General features: G+C 62.2%; 11 protein-coding genes and 1 pseudogene. 6 read left to right on the top strand and 6 right to left on the bottom strand.

Annotation, left to right across the window (positions count from 1 at the left end; translation table 11 throughout):
* Positions 1-86: 86 nt before the first annotated feature.
* The gene (pbpC, locus tag ACQ4WN_RS22460; protein ID WP_436553575.1) at positions 87-2,171 is read right to left on the bottom strand and encodes a penicillin-binding protein 1C; all 2,085 of its coding nucleotides are present in this window, start codon (positions 2,169-2,171) and stop codon (positions 87-89) included.
* A gap of 17 nt (positions 2,172-2,188) precedes the next feature.
* Positions 2,189-7,954, bottom strand: a complete 5,766-nt coding sequence (locus ACQ4WN_RS22455) for an alpha-2-macroglobulin family protein (RefSeq protein ID WP_436553524.1) — start codon at positions 7,952-7,954, stop codon at positions 2,189-2,191.
* Between the two features lie 473 nt (positions 7,955-8,427).
* Here ACQ4WN_RS22455 and ACQ4WN_RS22450 point away from each other — a divergent pair, with 473 nt between their 5' ends.
* Together ACQ4WN_RS22450 and ACQ4WN_RS22445 are read left to right on the top strand one after the other, a co-directional pair.
* On the top strand, positions 8,428-9,453 hold the full coding sequence (locus ACQ4WN_RS22450) for an OmpA family protein (protein ID WP_436553523.1): 1,026 nt from the start codon (positions 8,428-8,430) through the stop codon (positions 9,451-9,453).
* A gap of 70 nt (positions 9,454-9,523) precedes the next feature.
* Positions 9,524-10,471, top strand: coding sequence for a YihY/virulence factor BrkB family protein (locus ACQ4WN_RS22445; protein WP_436553522.1), 948 nt, complete (start codon positions 9,524-9,526; stop codon positions 10,469-10,471).
* A gap of 62 nt (positions 10,472-10,533) precedes the next feature.
* Here the strand turns inward: ACQ4WN_RS22445 and ACQ4WN_RS22440 are convergent, their stop codons facing one another.
* The 3 genes from ACQ4WN_RS22440 to ACQ4WN_RS22430 form a co-directional block, all read right to left on the bottom strand.
* On the bottom strand, positions 10,534-11,730 hold the full coding sequence (locus ACQ4WN_RS22440; RefSeq protein WP_436553521.1) for an AI-2E family transporter: 1,197 nt from the start codon (positions 11,728-11,730) through the stop codon (positions 10,534-10,536).
* A gap of 72 nt (positions 11,731-11,802) precedes the next feature.
* Positions 11,803-12,114: a BON domain-containing protein gene (locus ACQ4WN_RS22435; RefSeq protein WP_034786324.1), complete on the bottom strand. Its 312-nt coding sequence runs from the start codon at positions 12,112-12,114 to the stop codon at positions 11,803-11,805.
* 82 nt (positions 12,115-12,196) lie between these two features.
* A complete protein-coding gene (locus ACQ4WN_RS22430) occupies positions 12,197-12,751 on the bottom strand; it encodes a hypothetical protein (RefSeq protein ID WP_436553520.1) in 555 nt (184 codons plus the stop codon).
* 266 nt (positions 12,752-13,017) lie between these two features.
* Here ACQ4WN_RS22430 and ACQ4WN_RS22425 point away from each other — a divergent pair, with 266 nt between their 5' ends.
* From ACQ4WN_RS22425 to ACQ4WN_RS22415, 3 genes are all read left to right on the top strand, one after another.
* On the top strand, positions 13,018-13,464 hold the full coding sequence (locus ACQ4WN_RS22425; protein WP_070278587.1) for an outer membrane lipoprotein: 447 nt from the start codon (positions 13,018-13,020) through the stop codon (positions 13,462-13,464).
* 67 nt (positions 13,465-13,531) lie between these two features.
* Complete coding sequence (locus tag ACQ4WN_RS22420) at positions 13,532-13,684, top strand: DUF3309 family protein (protein ID WP_010396415.1); 153 nt, start codon at positions 13,532-13,534, stop codon at positions 13,682-13,684.
* A 44-nt stretch (positions 13,685-13,728) separates the two neighbouring features.
* Complete coding sequence (locus ACQ4WN_RS22415; RefSeq protein WP_436553519.1) at positions 13,729-14,040, top strand: hypothetical protein; 312 nt, start codon at positions 13,729-13,731, stop codon at positions 14,038-14,040.
* A 54-nt stretch (positions 14,041-14,094) separates the two neighbouring features.
* On the opposite strand, the gene ACQ4WN_RS22410 is transcribed toward ACQ4WN_RS22415, so the two are convergent.
* The gene (locus tag ACQ4WN_RS22410; protein WP_436553574.1) at positions 14,095-15,249 is read right to left on the bottom strand and encodes a patatin-like phospholipase family protein; all 1,155 of its coding nucleotides are present in this window, start codon (positions 15,247-15,249) and stop codon (positions 14,095-14,097) included.
* Positions 15,250-15,446: 197 nt separating this feature from the next.
* Between ACQ4WN_RS22410 and ACQ4WN_RS22405 the strand changes: the two are divergent.
* Positions 15,447-15,641, top strand: a pseudogene (locus tag ACQ4WN_RS22405) (IS1595 family transposase); the annotation flags it as partial.

Genomic DNA, 15,641 nt, shown 5'->3' with positions numbered 1-15,641 from the left:
GCTGCACCACACTTTTCTGACCAATGCATCAACGGGCATGATTCAAACAGCAGGACAGGTGAATGACAGCGGCAATGCCGTCAGAATTAATCCCGCTGCGCCTGCGCACTCCCCCGCACCTGGAACGCCACCCTTGCCACCGTCTTGCCGGCATCATCGACGAGGGCCAGCGCGTGCTTGCCCGGCACGGGGCGCCAGCTGATGCTGTCAAGCGCCGCGCCCATGTCCTTGCCGTCGAGTACCCAGCGCAAAGCGTGGCTGCCTTGCGCCTGAAAGAATACGCGCTGCAGGGCGGGCGGGATGTCGGGGTCGATGGCAAGGATGCTGTCCTCGGCTGGATACACGATGGCAGCTGGCTTCACGGTGTCGCCCAGCACGGCGATGACGGGGCTTTCCGTACCAGCGATAAACCATTCGCGGCGCGGCGCTTCCAGCGCGGGCTGGTACGCAACCATCTGCTGCAACACGCCGGGCGGCGCTTTCGGTGCATGGCTGGGGACGTTCTTGTGCAGGTAATCCATCACGTCGCGCCACACGGGCGCGGCGCCCGTCACGCCCGACACGTCCCACATGGGCTTGCCGTCGAAGTTACCCACCCACACGCCCACCGTGTAGCGTTCCGAGTAGCCCATGCACCAGTTGTCGCGCATGTCCTTGCTCGTGCCCGTCTTGACGGCGCTCCAGAAATTCGTTCCCAGCTCGTTGCGCAAGCCGAAGGTCATGCTGCGCGCGGCGCGGTCGGCCAGGATATCGCCGACGATGAAGGCGGCGCCCGGCTCCATCACGCGGCGCCTATCCTTGCCAGCCAGCCCCGGCTGCAGGCTGGCAGTGCTGTACAGCCCGCCATTCGCCAGCGCGCGGTAGGCATTGGCCAGTTCCAGCAGGGTTACTTCCGACGAGCCCAGCGCCAGCGAGGGGCCGTAGTATTCGGCCGGTTCCGTCAGGCTGGACAGGCCCACTTCCTTCAGGCGATTGTAGAAGCCGTCCTGGCCCGTCAGCAGCACCGTGCGCACGGCGGGAATGTTGAGGGAACTGGCCAGGCTGGTGCGGGCGCTGACGTAACCCTTGAAATTGCGGTCGTAGTTTTGCGGCGCATACATGCCCGACGCCGTGGCGACATCCAGCGGCGAATCGTCCATGACGGAGGCGGCCGTCATCAAACGGCGTTCGATGGCCAGTTCATATAAAAATGGTTTCAGGGTGGAACCGGCCTGGCGCAGGGCCGCCACGCCATCGACATGGCTGCCGCCCGCATTGCCGACATAGGCAAGGATTTCTCCGCTACGGTTGTCGAGCACGATGATGGCGCCATCGTTGACATTGCGCTCGCGCAAGGATGCCAGTTGCTGACGCAGATTTTCCTGCGCGAAGCGCTGCAAGGGGCCGTCGAGGGTACTGGCGACTTGCGCGCCCGGCTGTTTCAGCAGTTGCTGCGCCACTTGCGGCGCGGGCGCCAGCTGCGCGACCAGCGCATTGCGCTGCAAGGCCGTCTGCACGCGCTGGCCGATCAGCTGGCAACTGCTGTCCATGCGCCATTCCTTCGCCAGCGCGCAGGCACGGCGCGTGACAGTGGCCGGCGGCGCGTTCGGCGAGCGCACCAGGCTGGCCAGGATGATGGCATCCGTCTGGTTCAGGCCGGACGGCGCCTTGCCGAACAGGCTGTACGAGGCGGACGCGATGCCCTGCAGCTCGCCGCGAAACGAGACGAGATTCAGGTAAGCTTCGAAAATCTGCGCCTTGCTCCAGCTGTCTTCGATGGCCTGGGCGGCACGCATCTGGTCCCATTTCTGGCGCAGGCTGCGTCCGCCCGCTTGAGCCTGCAAGTCCGCGTCGAGCTGGCCCGCCAGCTGCATGGTGATGGTCGAGGCGCCCCGGGGCTTTTTTGAAAACAGATTGTCCCAGGCGGCCGTGGCCAGCGCGGACACATCCACGCCGCCATGGCGCATGAAGCGCTGGTCTTCCGCCAGCAGCACGGCCTGCTGCACGGCGGGAGAAATATCGGCCAGCGGCACCCATGGCAAGCGCCGCACTTTCATATCCAAGCGCAAGGATTGCAGAGGCGCGCCGCTGCGGTCCAGCAGCTGCGCTTCCGAGCTGCGGTAGGCGGCTTGCACCTGGGCCGGCGTCAGCACCGCTTGCGCGAATACCGGGCCAGCCAGCACGCAACCCATGACAAATATCAACTTCTTCACTGCCCCACCTTCACATTCGCGTTCGGCGACTCGCCAAACATTTCGGGCGAATACATGGCTTCGATGCGCGTGGCGGGCAGGCTGAAGTCACCCGCGTTGTTCAGGCGCACCGTGTATTCCACGCTCCAGTTACCCTTCGGCACAAACGCGTAATAGGCGCGGAAAGCATCAAACGCCCGCTCCTCGAAGGTAGGCCAGACCCAGCCCGTGGATTTTTCGCCGGCCGTCATCAACTGCGAATCCCGGCCCAGGCCATTGCCCAGCACCGTGGCACTCGCGGGAATCGGGTCGTCGACCACCACCCAGCTCATGTCCGCCTGCGCCGACAAGTCCAGTCGCACGCGGTAGACATCGCCGCGTGACCATTGGCCTGTCGTCTTCTGTTCCACTGGGGTAATGGTTTTCTTGATCGTGTAACCGCTCGACACGGGCGCCTTGAGCGGGATGGCCGCCAGGCTTTGCACGGTGGCCCAAGGCTTGCCCGAACCGCTGTGCGCCAGGCCCAGGGTGTCCGTGCCCTTCGGCCACGCCTGCAGCACGGGACCGACTTTCGCCGCGCCATTCCACACGAGCGCTTGCGTATCGCCGCCCAGCTTCACGGCGCTGGCCCCCGTCACGGGCGTGGACTCGAACTTGGCCGAGAATTTGGCGATGGCCAGGGTACCCCAGGCGTTGGCCACCGTGGTATCCCAGCGGCCCTTTTTCTGGCGGCCCATGCTGCCGCGCACCAGGCGGCCGATATCGTCCTTCCACGCCGGGTCGTCCATCACGGCCAGCAGCAATCGGTTGGCGTTGACGTCGCCGGAGACCATCAGCCACCACCAGTTATCCTTGCGCTCGGTGGAAAAGCCCATGGTCGTGCCCTGGAAGTTCAGACGGCTGCGCAAAATCTGCTGCGCCTCGGCCAGCAGCGCATCGCGGCGCGCCAGGCTCGGTGTGCGTTGCAGCAACAAGCTCCAGTCGATGACGGCGGAAGTGGGCCACAGGTTCGGGCTGATGCTGATGCTCTCCAGGGCATCGGGTGGCACTTTGTTGGAACGCGACAGCGCTTCCAGCGCGGCCAGCTTGCGCACGGCCAGGTCGGTCGTGGCCAGCGCGGAGCGGCGCACGATGCGACCCTGCACGAAGGCCGTCAAGGCTTCTTCCATGCGGTTCTTCGTCTGCTCGGGAATCGCATAGCCCGCTTCCCTGCTTGCCGACAGCACATACGCCGTCAGGCTGTCGCTGCCCTGCTCCATGATGGGGAAATATTTCAGCATGCCATCGCTGTCCAGGTAGGCGGGCAAGCTGCCGGCCAGCTTGTTCCACGCGTCCTGGTCTTGCAGGGCGATGGCTTTCGACGTGTTCTGCTCGAAGCAGGTGTAGGGGTAGGCAGCCATGTACTCGCGCACGCCGGGCAGCTCGCCGCCCAGCTTGGCGACAAAGCTGGTCTGGATGCCGCCCCGGCCCGGCAAGGCGCCGGCCGGCATTTGCACGGACATATTCACCGGCTTCTCTACCTGCAGCAAGGTAGCCTGGTAGGTGCGCACGGGCGTGGCCTGGCCCACTTTTTGCGTGATTTTGAGTTTATCGGAGGTGTTGCCAAGCCCGCTGCCCGCTTTCGCGCTGATCTCCCACACGACAGTTTGCGCGCCCAGCGGCACCTGGTAATCCCAGCCCACTTCGCGCGCTTCGCCCGCCGCCAGGGTCAAGCTCTGGCGCGGCAGCGCCTTGCCAGCCGCAGTGGCGTTGAGGTCCACGCTCAGGGGCGCAGCCGAGGTGTTGCGCACGGTGAATCCTGCGCGCAACTGGTCGCCTTCGCGCACGAGGGTCGGCAAGCCCGACATCAGGATCAGGTCTTGCGAGCTGCGGATATCCGTGCTGCCCGTGCCGAACAGTTCCTTGCCCGCGCTGGCGATGGCGACGATGCGGAACGCCGTCAGCGAGTCGTTGAGTGGCACTTGCACCGTAGCTTCACCCTTGGCATCGAGCTTGACGGTGCCCTTCCAGAACAGCAGGGTGTCGAACAGTTCGCGGCTGGCGCCCTTGCCGCCGCCACCGCCTGCCGGAAACGCCTTGCGGCCGAAGTGACGCTTGCCGATCACCTGCATCTGCGCCGTCGCCGTTTCCACCTGCAGGCTGCGCTGCGCCATCATGGTATCTAACAGCTTCCAGCTATCGTTGGGCATCAGTTCCAACAGCCCCGTGTCGACGGCCGCCAGCGCCACTTCCGCGCCGGCCGGCAAGGCTTTACCGTCGGCGCGGCGCACGCGCACGGATACGTCAGCCTTGTCGCGCGTTTTATACACTTCCTTGTCTGACACGACCATGACGTTCAGCTCATGCGCCTGCCACCCCACGTTCAGGGGCGCGATGCCCATCTTGTAAGCTGGCTTGCCCAGGTCGACCGAGGCCGTCGGCTGCACGCCATCCACCCTGCCCCGCACGACAAACACGGAGACATACACATTTGGCGCGTAGTTCGGTTTGACCGGGATATTCACCACCGGTTCCCGGCCATTGAGCTGGCGCACATAGGTGTCGAGGATGCCTTCGCGCTCGACCGTGATCAGCGCTGTGCCCGAACGGAACGGCATGCGCACTTGCAAGCTCGCTTCCTGGCCCGGTTCATAGCGTTTCTTTTCAGGCAAGACGTCGATGCGGTCATTGTCGCTGGCGTTGAACCACCAGTCGCCGCTGCCGGCCACCCAGGTTTCGCGATTGGCGACTGCCGCGTTGCCGGACGCATCCTGCGTGCGGGCGCGCAGAATCAGATTGCCGCTGGCCGGGGCCTTCACGTCGCAGACCAGCAAGCCCTTGTTGTCCGTCTTGCCAGTGCAGGCGGAACCCAGCTTGACGATTTCGCTGCTGTTTTCATACGCATAGAAGCCACCGATCAGGCGGCGACGGTGCGCATAACTGTTGCGCTGGAAGAAGTCGACAGCCACGGCCGCATTTGCCACGGGCTTGCCATTGGTGCCCAGCACGGCGACCGTGAACTTGAAGGCATCCTTGCTCAAGGCCCAGGCGTCGGGCTTGATACCGATCACAACATTCGATGGCCACAGCGGCACGCGCGTGGCCACGGAAGCTGTCTCGCCATTCGCATCCTGGAAAGCCATTTCCGCCACCAGGTCGCGCGGCGCGGACAGCTGCGGCAGCTGGTCGATGACGATGCGCGCGCCACCCGCCTTATCCAGGGTCAAGCTTTGCGTGCGCGCGGCCGTGGCACCGGGGCCGGCACGCCCGCCATTGCCTTCATCCTGCCATTCGCCCTCATCGTCGTCATAGCCCGTGCCCTGTTTCACCAGGCCTTCCTTCACGTCGCCATTGCTGAAGCTGACATCGGGATAATCGGGAAAAGTCACGCTCTTGTCCTGCAGCACCGTGCGCAGCTTGACGGGCGCATTCGTGGCGGCGCCGCCCGCCAGATACGTGATTTGCGCATCCAGGGCCAGCTGTTTCACCTGCACGGCGGGCGCTTTCGGACCCTGCAGCACGGCTTTCATGGTAGGCACGCGGAACGCTTCCACGCGGAAATTGCCGGACGGGCGGCCCGCCATCGTCACGCTGTACTCGCCCTGCTTGGCGTCGGCGGGAATGAGCCAGTCGCTTTCCGCCGTACCGCTGGCAGACCAGCGCAGCGGCAGCTGGTAGTTCTGGTCGCTGCCCTGGTGCGTGATGACGACGGAGGTGGCGCTGCCGGGGCCGTTGTTCTTGTCGACCAGGCTCATGCCCTCTGCCGTGTGCTTGCGGATGAAATGCTTCATGTGCACGGTTTCGCCGGCGCGCAGCAAGGTGCGGTCAAATACCGTGGCCAGCAAGGTGTTGTCGGCGCGCGTGTCGTCCGTGGGCAGGTTGAAACGCCAGGCTTCGATGCCGCCCACCCAGTCCGACAGGGTGAACGTCATGTCGCCGCCGCTGCGCGCACTAATATAGTAACGGCCATTGTTCTTGCAGCTGGAATTGGCCAGCTCGCCGGGGATGTGCGCCACCCCGTCCGCACCCGTGGCACCTTGCCACAGCAGCTTGCCGGCGCAGTCGCGCACGGCCACTTGCGCTTTCGCAACAGGCGCGCCCTTGTCCAGCGACGTTACCCACACGAGCGACGATTGCGCGCCGTGCTTGAAGTGGGCCGCCAGGTTGGTCACCAGCGCGGCCGTGCGGATGTAGGCCGTGGTGGGTTTGCCCAGCAGCACTTTACCGAGGATGGGGCTGGCCAGCTCGACCACGTAAAAACCCGGTTTCTGCAGCGGGATGCCGATCACTTCAAAGGTTTTCTTGCCATCGGGGCGCGGCAGGCTGATGGGGCGCGCGTCGGCGGCACCGGCCAGCACGGATTTGCTCATATTGCCCGCATATTGGGCGTAAGGCTGCCAGTATTCGCCCCCGTCGCCATTGCCAGCCAGGCGCTGCATCCACTCGATGATGAACTTATCGTCATTGTCGGACACGCGCAAGGTGGCACCCGTGGCGGCAGCCGATGGCGTTGTCACTTCCTTGCCCGACAGTACAGGCTCGATATTGCGCACGGTGACGGGCAGCAAGCCGTCGCCCTTGGCTTCGATGATGCCGAACGGGGCCGGGAACTTCAGCAGCGGCGGCTGTTCGCCCGTGCGCACCGTCATGGGGAAGCGCGCGCGGTTGAGCAAGGCACGGCCAGCGTCGTCCGTCAGTTTCGGCGGCAGACTCAGCACAAAACTGGCTTGCACGGGGAAAGGACCGTTAAAGGTCACGTACTGCACGAATTCCGCTTTTTCTTCTTCTTTCGAGATCGTCGGCGCATACGTCTTGCCGCCCCCTGTCAGGGTCATGGCGCGCACCAGCGACGCTTTCACGGGCGCGGAAAACTGCAAGCGCATGGGCAGGAAGGGGATGCACTGTTCCTTCGGATTGCTGCGTTCGCAGCTGAACTTGGCCGTGAAATCAGGACGCGTCCTGAACTGCAGGGTTTGCGCCTTGTCCGTGGCGATGCCGCTGGCGCTGGCGATGCCCTCGCCCCACACCAGGGAGACCTTGGCGTTGGCGGGGAAGCTGCGCTTGCATTGCAGCACGGTGACGGGCAACGGCGGCGCGCCCTTGCTGGCGACGGGCATGCCCACTTTCCACAGCGTGCCCCGCTTCTTGAAGTACACGGTCAGGTAACGGTCGAGAAAGCTCTTGCGCAGGGTCAATACCTGCTCCAGTTCCTTGCCCACAAGCCGGCGCACGGGAATCTTTTCATTGATGCCATCGGCGCGGCAATACGCATGCTCGGCCACGCTGGCCTCGTTCGGCACGGCGTCCAGGCCCAGCACGAAGATCTGGTTTTCATCGATATACGGCTGGCCGTCATAGGGTACGGCCTCGACGATGGCCGGGCCGCCCGTGGAAAAGCGGTAAGACGTCGTCCCCTGCAAGGGTTTGCCCGCCAGGTCATTCAGCCCCGCTTTCAAGGTAAAGCTGCACGCCACGCCGGCGGGCAAGTCGCGCTCAAAATCATAGTTCCAGTTGCGCTCGTCGGCCCAGCGCCCGGCGCCCGCCACGACGGCAGGCTCGGCCTTGCCGCAATCGACGGCGAACGGCGCGGGCAAACCCATGTCGCCGAACGGCACCATCGGCGTGGCGAACTGGGCCCGCACCTGGCGCACGGCCTTGACCGTGCCGCTCGGTGAAAACAGGGAGACGCCGCTATCGGCCCAGACCGGCGTAGCCATGCCCGGCGACAGCAGCAGGCACAGCAGACCCAGCGGGCCCACTTTGCCAGCAAGCGGGGAAGAAAAAATACGGGACAGGTCAGGCACGGGTAACTCCTCAATGAAAAGTGGCGGAGCTGGCTGCGGCGCGCAAAAGTTGCCCGGCGGAATCCCAGCAAAGCAACAAAACGCGGCAGGAATACAACATCAATGTAATATTAGTTATCAAGCTCATCATTGTTGCTAATATACAGTGGCATGCTGGTAAGAAGTCGTACGATTGCCTCTTGCCGCGGCGCCAGGAAGTGGCCGTGCTGGTAAAAATTGCACTTAGTAAATTAGTTTTTTTCAACACTAAAGTCTTTGTCGTGAATCTGCAACACCATTGAGTTACAACAATGCTTTGTGCGCTAACGCACCGACCTCGCGAACCTGGAATCGTATTCTCTAGTCCAACAGCAGTGCATTTATCGCAAGACGGGCGCACCTGGAATTGTTGTCTATCTCATGCAATAGCACGTGTAGCAAGATGTCGCTTTGATGCTGTAGAGAAAATCTCTTATCAACGTTGGGAGTTACTTGTGAATAATCTAAAAAAAATCGCCGTTGCCGCCGCAGTCCTGTGCTCCGCCCTCGGCGCACAGGCCCAGGAAATCAATCCCTCCTGGTATATTCAACCTAGCATCAACGCACTCAAGCCAGATTCCGACTTTTCCGCGGATAAAACCGGCTATGGCGCAGGTTTGCGTTTCGGTAAGCCTGTTTCCCAGGACTGGGATATCCAGCTGGGCACCACGTACGCCCGCTCCAAGGACGGCGGTCAGCGCTACCAGCAAAATACGCTGGGCGTAGACGGCCTGTACATGTTCTCGCGTAAAGCCTTCCGCCCCTTCCTGCTGGTCGGTGCCGGCATGCAGCGCGACAAGGACACCAGCTTCGCCTTCGGTGAACGCAGCAAGAGCTCGCCTTACGCCAGCGTGGGTCTGGGCTTCCAGTCCACGATCAACGATCAATTGTCGTTCCAGGCTGACGTGCGCAATGTGCACGGCTTCCTGCGCGGCAATACCTTCGATCCGAGCAGCAAGGCAAACAACTACTACGTCACCGTGGGCCTGAACTTCGCGTTCGATAAACCGCCTGCACCGCCACCACCACCGCCACCGCCGCCAGTGCGTGAAGAAGTCGTCGTGGTCGTGCCACCACCGCCACCACCACCGCCGCCACGCTTTGAAAAAGTGACGATGGCGGCAACGGAACTGTTCGCGTTCGACAGCGCCAAGCTGGGTCCGACACAGACCAAGCTCGACGAGATCGCCCGCGTACTGACCGCTGCACCGGACGTCAACAACGTCGTCATCAGTGGTTATGCCGACCGCATCGGTTCGCCCAAGTACAACTTGAAACTGTCGCAGCAGCGCGCTGATGCAGTCAAGGAATACCTGGTCGCCCATGGTGTCGCCGCCAACCGCCTGACGGCCGAAGGCAAGGGCTCCACCAATCCTGTCGTCACCTGCGATAACAAGAAACGTGCCGACCTGATCAAGTGCCTGGAACCAAACCGCCGCGTTGAAGTGGAACAGATCACTATCGAACGCCGCGTGCAGTAAGCTGAACAGTGGTACGCCACTTGTGAATAGAAAAAGGGGCTCGCGCCCCTTTTTTGCATTGAAAGCCATCATGAATTTTTCTACCCGTTATCCCAGACTGGCCGGCCTGGCGCCGTTCAGCCAGCAGATGCGCAAGGTCATTGTCTGCTCCGTCACCGAATGGCTGGAACACCGCGCCTCGAGCAAGGGCGCCGCCCTCGCCTACTACACCCTGTTTTCCATCGCCCCCATCCTCGTGCTGGTGATCGCCATCGCCGGCTTTTTCTATGGCCCGGCCGCCGCGCGCGGCGAGCTGATGGGACAATTGCAGGGATTGCTGGGCACGCAAGGTGCCGAAGCCATCCAGCTGGTGCTGGCCGGCGCAAAGAACCATGAGCAGGGCCGCATCGCCACCCTCATCGCCAGCGCCCTGCTGCTGTTCGGCGCCACCAGTGTGTTTGCCGAACTGAAAGCCAGTCTCGATGAAATCTGGCAAGTGCCAGCCCTGAAGGAAGCGGGCGTCTGGGACATGCTGCGCACGCGCCTGCTGTCTTTTGGCCTGGTGCTGGTGCTGGCGTTCCTGCTGATGGTGTCACTGGTGGTCAATGCAGCCATGGCCATTCTCGCCAACTTCTGGGAAGGCGTGTGGAAAGACACGGCCGTGCTGTTTACCATTTTGTCGAACCTGATCGGCTTTGCCGTCATCGCCAGCCTTTTCGCCGTCATCTATAAAATGCTGCCGCGCGTGCGCCTGTCCTGGCGCGACGTGCTGATCGGTGCCGTGGGCACGGCCTTCATGTTTTCCTTGGGCAAATATGCGATTGGCGTATATATCGGCAATAGCGGCGTGGCCAGCAGCTATGGCGCGGCCGGATCCTTGGTAGCCCTGCTGCTGTGGGTGTATTACTCGGCACAAATTTTCTTCCTGGGCGCCGAATTCACGCGCCAGTTCGCCCTGCAACTGGGCAGCATGAAGGACATGCCGAAGACGGAAGACGGCGATGTGCAAGTCAAGATATTGAAACGCCACCAGTCGTAAATCAGCATTCCAGATGCAACAACGGCGCCCGCGGGCGCCGTTGGCTTTGGCGCTGAGGCAAGCTATTCGCCCAGCAGCTCGGCCACCACTTCCATGCCCTGCACGCGCTCGGCCACCACCTTCACGATGACGATGATGGGCACGCCCAGCAGCAAGCCCCAGACGCCCCACAGCCAGCCCCAGAACAACAGGCTGATGAAGACGGCCGTGGGATTCATGCGGGCGATGCGCCCCGTCATCCAGGTGGTGACAAAGGTGCCGACGAGGGTGGCGATGGCCATCGAGGTGCCCGTCACCAGCAAGACCATTTCCAGCGATTCGAACTGCAAAAAAGCCACCAGCCCCGTGGCGATGGTGATGAGCAAGGGGCCGAAATACGGCATGATGTGCAGCAAGCCGGCCACGATGGCCCAGGCGCCCGCATTTTCCAGGCCAATCACGCGCAGGGCGATCCACATCAGGACGGCCAGCAAACCATTCGTGACGAGCAGCATGAACATATAGTTCTGGATCGAGGTATTGATATCCTCCAGGATGTGCACGGTGACCTTCTTGCGGCTCAGCGACGGTCCTGTCAGCTTGACGAGCTTGCGCTTGAAGGTGTCACCCGACAGCAGCAGAAAAAACACGAGGAAGATGACCATGGTGGCCTGGCTGAGGAAACCCACCAGGCCCAGCGAACCGGCCCAGACCCAGTCCATGATCTTGAAGTTGGGCGACTCGGCGGCGGCGGCACGGCGGTTGTTGCGGCGCGCTTCGGCGCCGGCGGCCACTTGCTCGATTTCATTGGCCACGGCCTGCATTTTCTGGAAGGTGCTGTTCTTGCCGCCCGTATTGGCCGCAATCAGCCGCGACAGCTTGTGCGTGGCGGCCGGCAACTCTTCAACGATGGATTCAAATTCACCCTGCACGCGCTCGACCACGACGAGGGAGCCGAACAGGATCAGGGCCGTGACAGCCGTGGCGGCGATGGCGCGCGGCAGGCGCAGCTTTTCCAGCCAGGCGACGACGGGATTGAGGGTGTAGGCAATAAAAATGCCGAAGATGACGGGAATGAGGAATTTCTGCGCCCATTGCAGCGCGTAGATGAAGCTGACAGTAGCGATGATGCCCAGGGCCAGGCCGCGCGCATTGACATGCAGCGGCAGGCGCAAGGATGCGTCCGGGTGCTCCACAGGCGCGCCGGGCGGTGGCCCGGCAGGCTCGATGGAGGCAGCCGCCACCGGCTCGGGCGGGGTATCTGTAGGATGGATATGCATGCGATTCCCGCGACGGTCGGTGGAAGGCCACAGCGCCAGCCATCGGGCCGGGCGCTGTGGCAGGTCATGCCATTACTTGACGCGGATGTCGTTTTTCACCGACTTCACGCCTTTGACGCCACGGGTAATTTCGCCCGCTTTGGCGGCGTCAGCTGGCTGGGCCACGAAGCCGCTCAGCTGAACCACGCCCTTGAAGGTTTCAACGTTGATTTCCGTCGATTTCAGGGTAGGCTCGTTGAAGATGCTGGCTTTGACTTTGGTGGTGATGGCCGCGTCATCGATGTACTCGCCCGTACCTTCTTTGGTTGGGGTCGAAGCGCAACCTGCAACGGCGAACAGCGAAGCGACGAAAAGGCCAGTAGCGATAGATTTAGTGAATTTCATGGTTTTTTCCTTAGGAGTGGTCAATCAATGTGCTCACAATGAGCTTCTTATACCAGTGTGGTGACTGCGCGCCGGAGGGAGCTCAGTAGCCAAACTGGGTTTTTGCAGCCTTGATACAGTCATCCTTGGCTGCGCCGGCTAATGCATCGCATTTTTCTGTCGCGACCTTGTACTCGGCTTTTCTTTTTGCTTCACGCGCATCGCTGCGCGCTTCGATGACTTTCTTGTCTGCCTTGGCGTCGGCCAGGGCCGCCACCTTGGTGGACTTGGCCAGCTTGACGCAGACATCCTTGTCGTTGCCCGTCAGCGCATTGCAGCGGGCCAGGTCAACGTCGTAGTTGGCATCGGCAATCTTGATACGCGCCTTGGTGTAGGCACGCAGGGTATTCGTGTATTGCGCCTGAGCAACTGCTTCATCGTAGGTGCGCACGGCCTTTGCTTCGGCGATGCAGACATCCTTCGGGTTGCCCGTGATTTTTTCGCATTCTGCATGCGCCAGCTTGTAATTCAGGCCAGCCTGATCGTTGGCCGCCTTGTAGGCTGCTTTCGCTTCCGGCGTGGCGGCCACTGCCTGGCCGCCCCAGGCGGCGCACGCCAGGCTGACGACGATGGCGGTGAAGAGCTTATTTTTGTTCATGCATTTCTCCCTGGTGGTGACAAGCATGTCTGCTTGGCATGACTACCGTTTTACGTGGATCGTCGCCGCTCTTCTGTACGCTGGCGTACACAAGTAATTTATTTTAAAACTTGGAGGCAGACTGGGATAAATAACAACGTTTTAGTGCAAGCGCACGGGCAAAAAATATCATTTAGACACAAAATAAGTGCGTGCGGCAGCGTACAGACCGGGGACAGGGGCATGACTAAGATGGCACTACACCCTCACCTCGTCAGGAGAATAAAATGAAAACCAATGCCACCTTGGCTGCACTGATGCTCGCCGCCACCGCCGTACTGAGCGGTTGCGCCACCGGCCCTTCCCAGTCACAACAATATTACCCTGCCAACCAGCCTGAGTCCGCCATGTACGGCACCGTCGACTCCATCCAGATCGTGCAGGGTGGTGGCCAAACCAGCGGTGCAGGCGCCGTGGTCGGCGGCATCGCAGGCGCCCTGCTGGGCAATACCATCGGCTCGGGCGGCGGGCGCACGGCCGCCACCGTGGCCGGCGCCGTCGCCGGCGGCGTGGTCGGCAACCAGGTGGAGGGCCGCAGGCAGCAAGCGCAGGCCTACCAGATCAGCGTGCGTCTCGACAACGGCGAATACCGCACCGTGGTGCAGGACAACGCGAATGACTTGCGCCCAGGAAACCGCGTGCGCGTCGTTGACGGCCGCGTCTACCGTTATTAATTTTCGGCGGACTTTGCCAGCAGGCATCCGCCATCCCGCATACGTCGTACCATAACAAGGAGTTGCCATGGGCACCATCATTCTGATCATCTTGATTCTGGCCCTGGTGGGCGTCCTGCCTACCTGGCCGCATAGCCGCAACTGGGGTTACGGCCCCAGTGGCATCGCCGGCCTGGTCGTCGTGATACTGATCCTGCTATTACTGACAGGCAGGTTGTAAAAAAAGGCGCTGCGGCGCCTTTTTTATTTCAAGGAGGAAATATCATGACACACCGACTCACTTCCCCGTTGCTGGCCTTCGTGCTGGCATGCAGCCTGGCACCATTCAGCCAGGCACAAACCGCTGGCCCGCAAGCGGGCGATCCGGCCCGCTGGTACCAGGAAGACAGCACGGCGCAAGCCCAAATGCGCACCTTGCGCAAGGAAATCGCCGCCGCCCTGGCCGAGGCCAAAAAAGCCTGCCGTTTGGAACCATCCGCCACGCGGGCCACTTGCCTGAAAGATGCGCAAGACACTTACCGGCAAGACATGGCGAACGCGGAAAAACTGCGCGTAGCGGCGCATTCACAGCCGTAAACCGTTCTCTGCAACGCCTGACAAAACCGTAGCAGCCGGTTTTGTCAGGCGTCACTACGCAGCATCGCGTTCGTATGGGGGCAGTTCGTGCACCACCAGCGGCGTGTCTTCCGTGACGAAGGCCAGCCAGCCGGCCGCCTTGATTGCGCGCAAGGCGTCCTGGTAGCCCTGCTCCCAGCGCCACTCGATGGAGCCCCTGGAGAAATTGATATCCTTGGCCGCCATGTGCCAGTCGCGCCCCGCATACGGCAAACGCACGATGTGCATGGTGCTGTCACAGCCCAGCGCTACCAGTTCTTCCGTCTGCTGCCGGTTGTGTGCGTCGTCGGGCAGCTTGGCGTAGAGTTCGCGCAATGTGTGCTGCAAGGTATGCGTATTGACGTAATCTTCGATATGCCGCTTCGAGCGCGACGCGAAGGTGACGTCCTTTTGACGCGTCTGCACTTCATCGAGAGTGGTCGGCTCCGGGCCTTCCGAGCTCCACAGGTCGACCATGAACACCAGCGTGTCGACGTGGGGCGTGTCGTCGAGCACGGTTTCCAGCGGCGTATTCGAATACAGGCCACCATCCCAGTACAGGTCGCCATCGACGCGCACGCCCGCAAAACCGGGCGGCAAGGCGCCGCTGGCGCGGATATGGTCTGCCGTCAGCGGCTGCTGCTGGCTGTCGAAACTGGTGAGGCTGCCGCATTTGACGCGCAGGGCGTTGACCGTCAGGCGCATGCCGCCGGGCTGGTTCAGGTAATCGAAATCGACCAGTTCATCGAGGGTGCTGGCCAGTTCGCTCGTGTCGTAATAGCTGGCGTCTTCCGGCTTGACGGCAATTCCGGCCGGGAACAGGCTGAACGAACGCGGCTTGAAGAAGCCGGGCACGCCGCGCAGCACCGTATCGAGCGTGGCCAGCCAGATGTTCGAGCGGCGCTGCTGGTCCGAAACGAGGTTCATGTCGATGCTGTCGCGGTGCGCCACGCGCTGCCAGAACTGTTTTAGCCGCACCAGCCTGTCCTCGTGCTTGTTGCCCGCCAAAATGGCCGCATTGATGGCGCCGATCGAGGTGCCCACCACCCAGTCGGGCGCCAGGCCATGTTCGTGCAAGGCGTGATAGACGCCGGCCTGATAGGCGCCCAGCGCGCCGCCGCCTTGCAGCACCAGCACGATGCGCAGGCGCGAGGGATTTAACTGATTAATCGGTGTCTTCGAATGCGTCATCAAGATGGCCCCTCTGTTCGCCGCGCGGGTGCGGCGTGAATCATTGTAAGGGATTGTGCCCGCGCTTGCGCCGGCACGTGCCGGACGCAGGGTACGGGCAAAAAAAAAGGCTCTGTCCCCGATAAGTAGGGGAATTGCGAGAATTTTCCTGGGGCCCTGCTGTCTGACGGTACATAGCAGACAAAAGGGAGTCTTCCATGCAGCCAGCCCAGTGGCAAACCTTCATCGCCCAGTTCACCGCACTGAGCCAGCGTCAACGCCTGGCGAGCATCGCTCTGCTGCGCGGGGCAGCGCCGCAGGACGCCGCCGTGGCACTCGTCGAAAGCGTGGCCCGGCAGCGCTTGCACTGTCCTGCCTGCAACAGCAGCCATGCTCACCGGCATGGCCACGCG

Origin of the sequence: Janthinobacterium pasteuri (assembly GCF_051380775.1) — a bacterium.
In the GTDB taxonomy this organism is placed as follows: Bacteria; Pseudomonadota; Gammaproteobacteria; order Burkholderiales; family Burkholderiaceae_D; genus Janthinobacterium.
Note: the sequence above shows the minus strand (reverse complement) of the source record. Positions and strands in the feature narration are given on the sequence as shown.

Coding starts and splice junctions, on each gene's coding strand:
- pbpC (WP_436553575.1), bottom strand. CDS start 2,171: ATGGGTTGCGTGCTGGCTGGCCCGGTATTCGCGCAAGCGGTGCTGACG.
- ACQ4WN_RS22445 (WP_436553522.1), top strand. CDS start 9,524: ATGAATTTTTCTACCCGTTATCCCAGACTGGCCGGCCTGGCGCCGTTC.
- ACQ4WN_RS22440 (WP_436553521.1), bottom strand. CDS start 11,730: ATGCATATCCATCCTACAGATACCCCGCCCGAGCCGGTGGCGGCTGCC.
- ACQ4WN_RS22435 (WP_034786324.1), bottom strand. CDS start 12,114: ATGAAATTCACTAAATCTATCGCTACTGGCCTTTTCGTCGCTTCGCTG.
- ACQ4WN_RS22430 (WP_436553520.1), bottom strand. CDS start 12,751: ATGAACAAAAATAAGCTCTTCACCGCCATCGTCGTCAGCCTGGCGTGC.
- ACQ4WN_RS22425 (WP_070278587.1), top strand. CDS start 13,018: ATGAAAACCAATGCCACCTTGGCTGCACTGATGCTCGCCGCCACCGCC.
- ACQ4WN_RS22420 (WP_010396415.1), top strand. CDS start 13,532: ATGGGCACCATCATTCTGATCATCTTGATTCTGGCCCTGGTGGGCGTC.
- ACQ4WN_RS22415 (WP_436553519.1), top strand. CDS start 13,729: ATGACACACCGACTCACTTCCCCGTTGCTGGCCTTCGTGCTGGCATGC.
- ACQ4WN_RS22410 (WP_436553574.1), bottom strand. CDS start 15,249: ATGACGCATTCGAAGACACCGATTAATCAGTTAAATCCCTCGCGCCTG.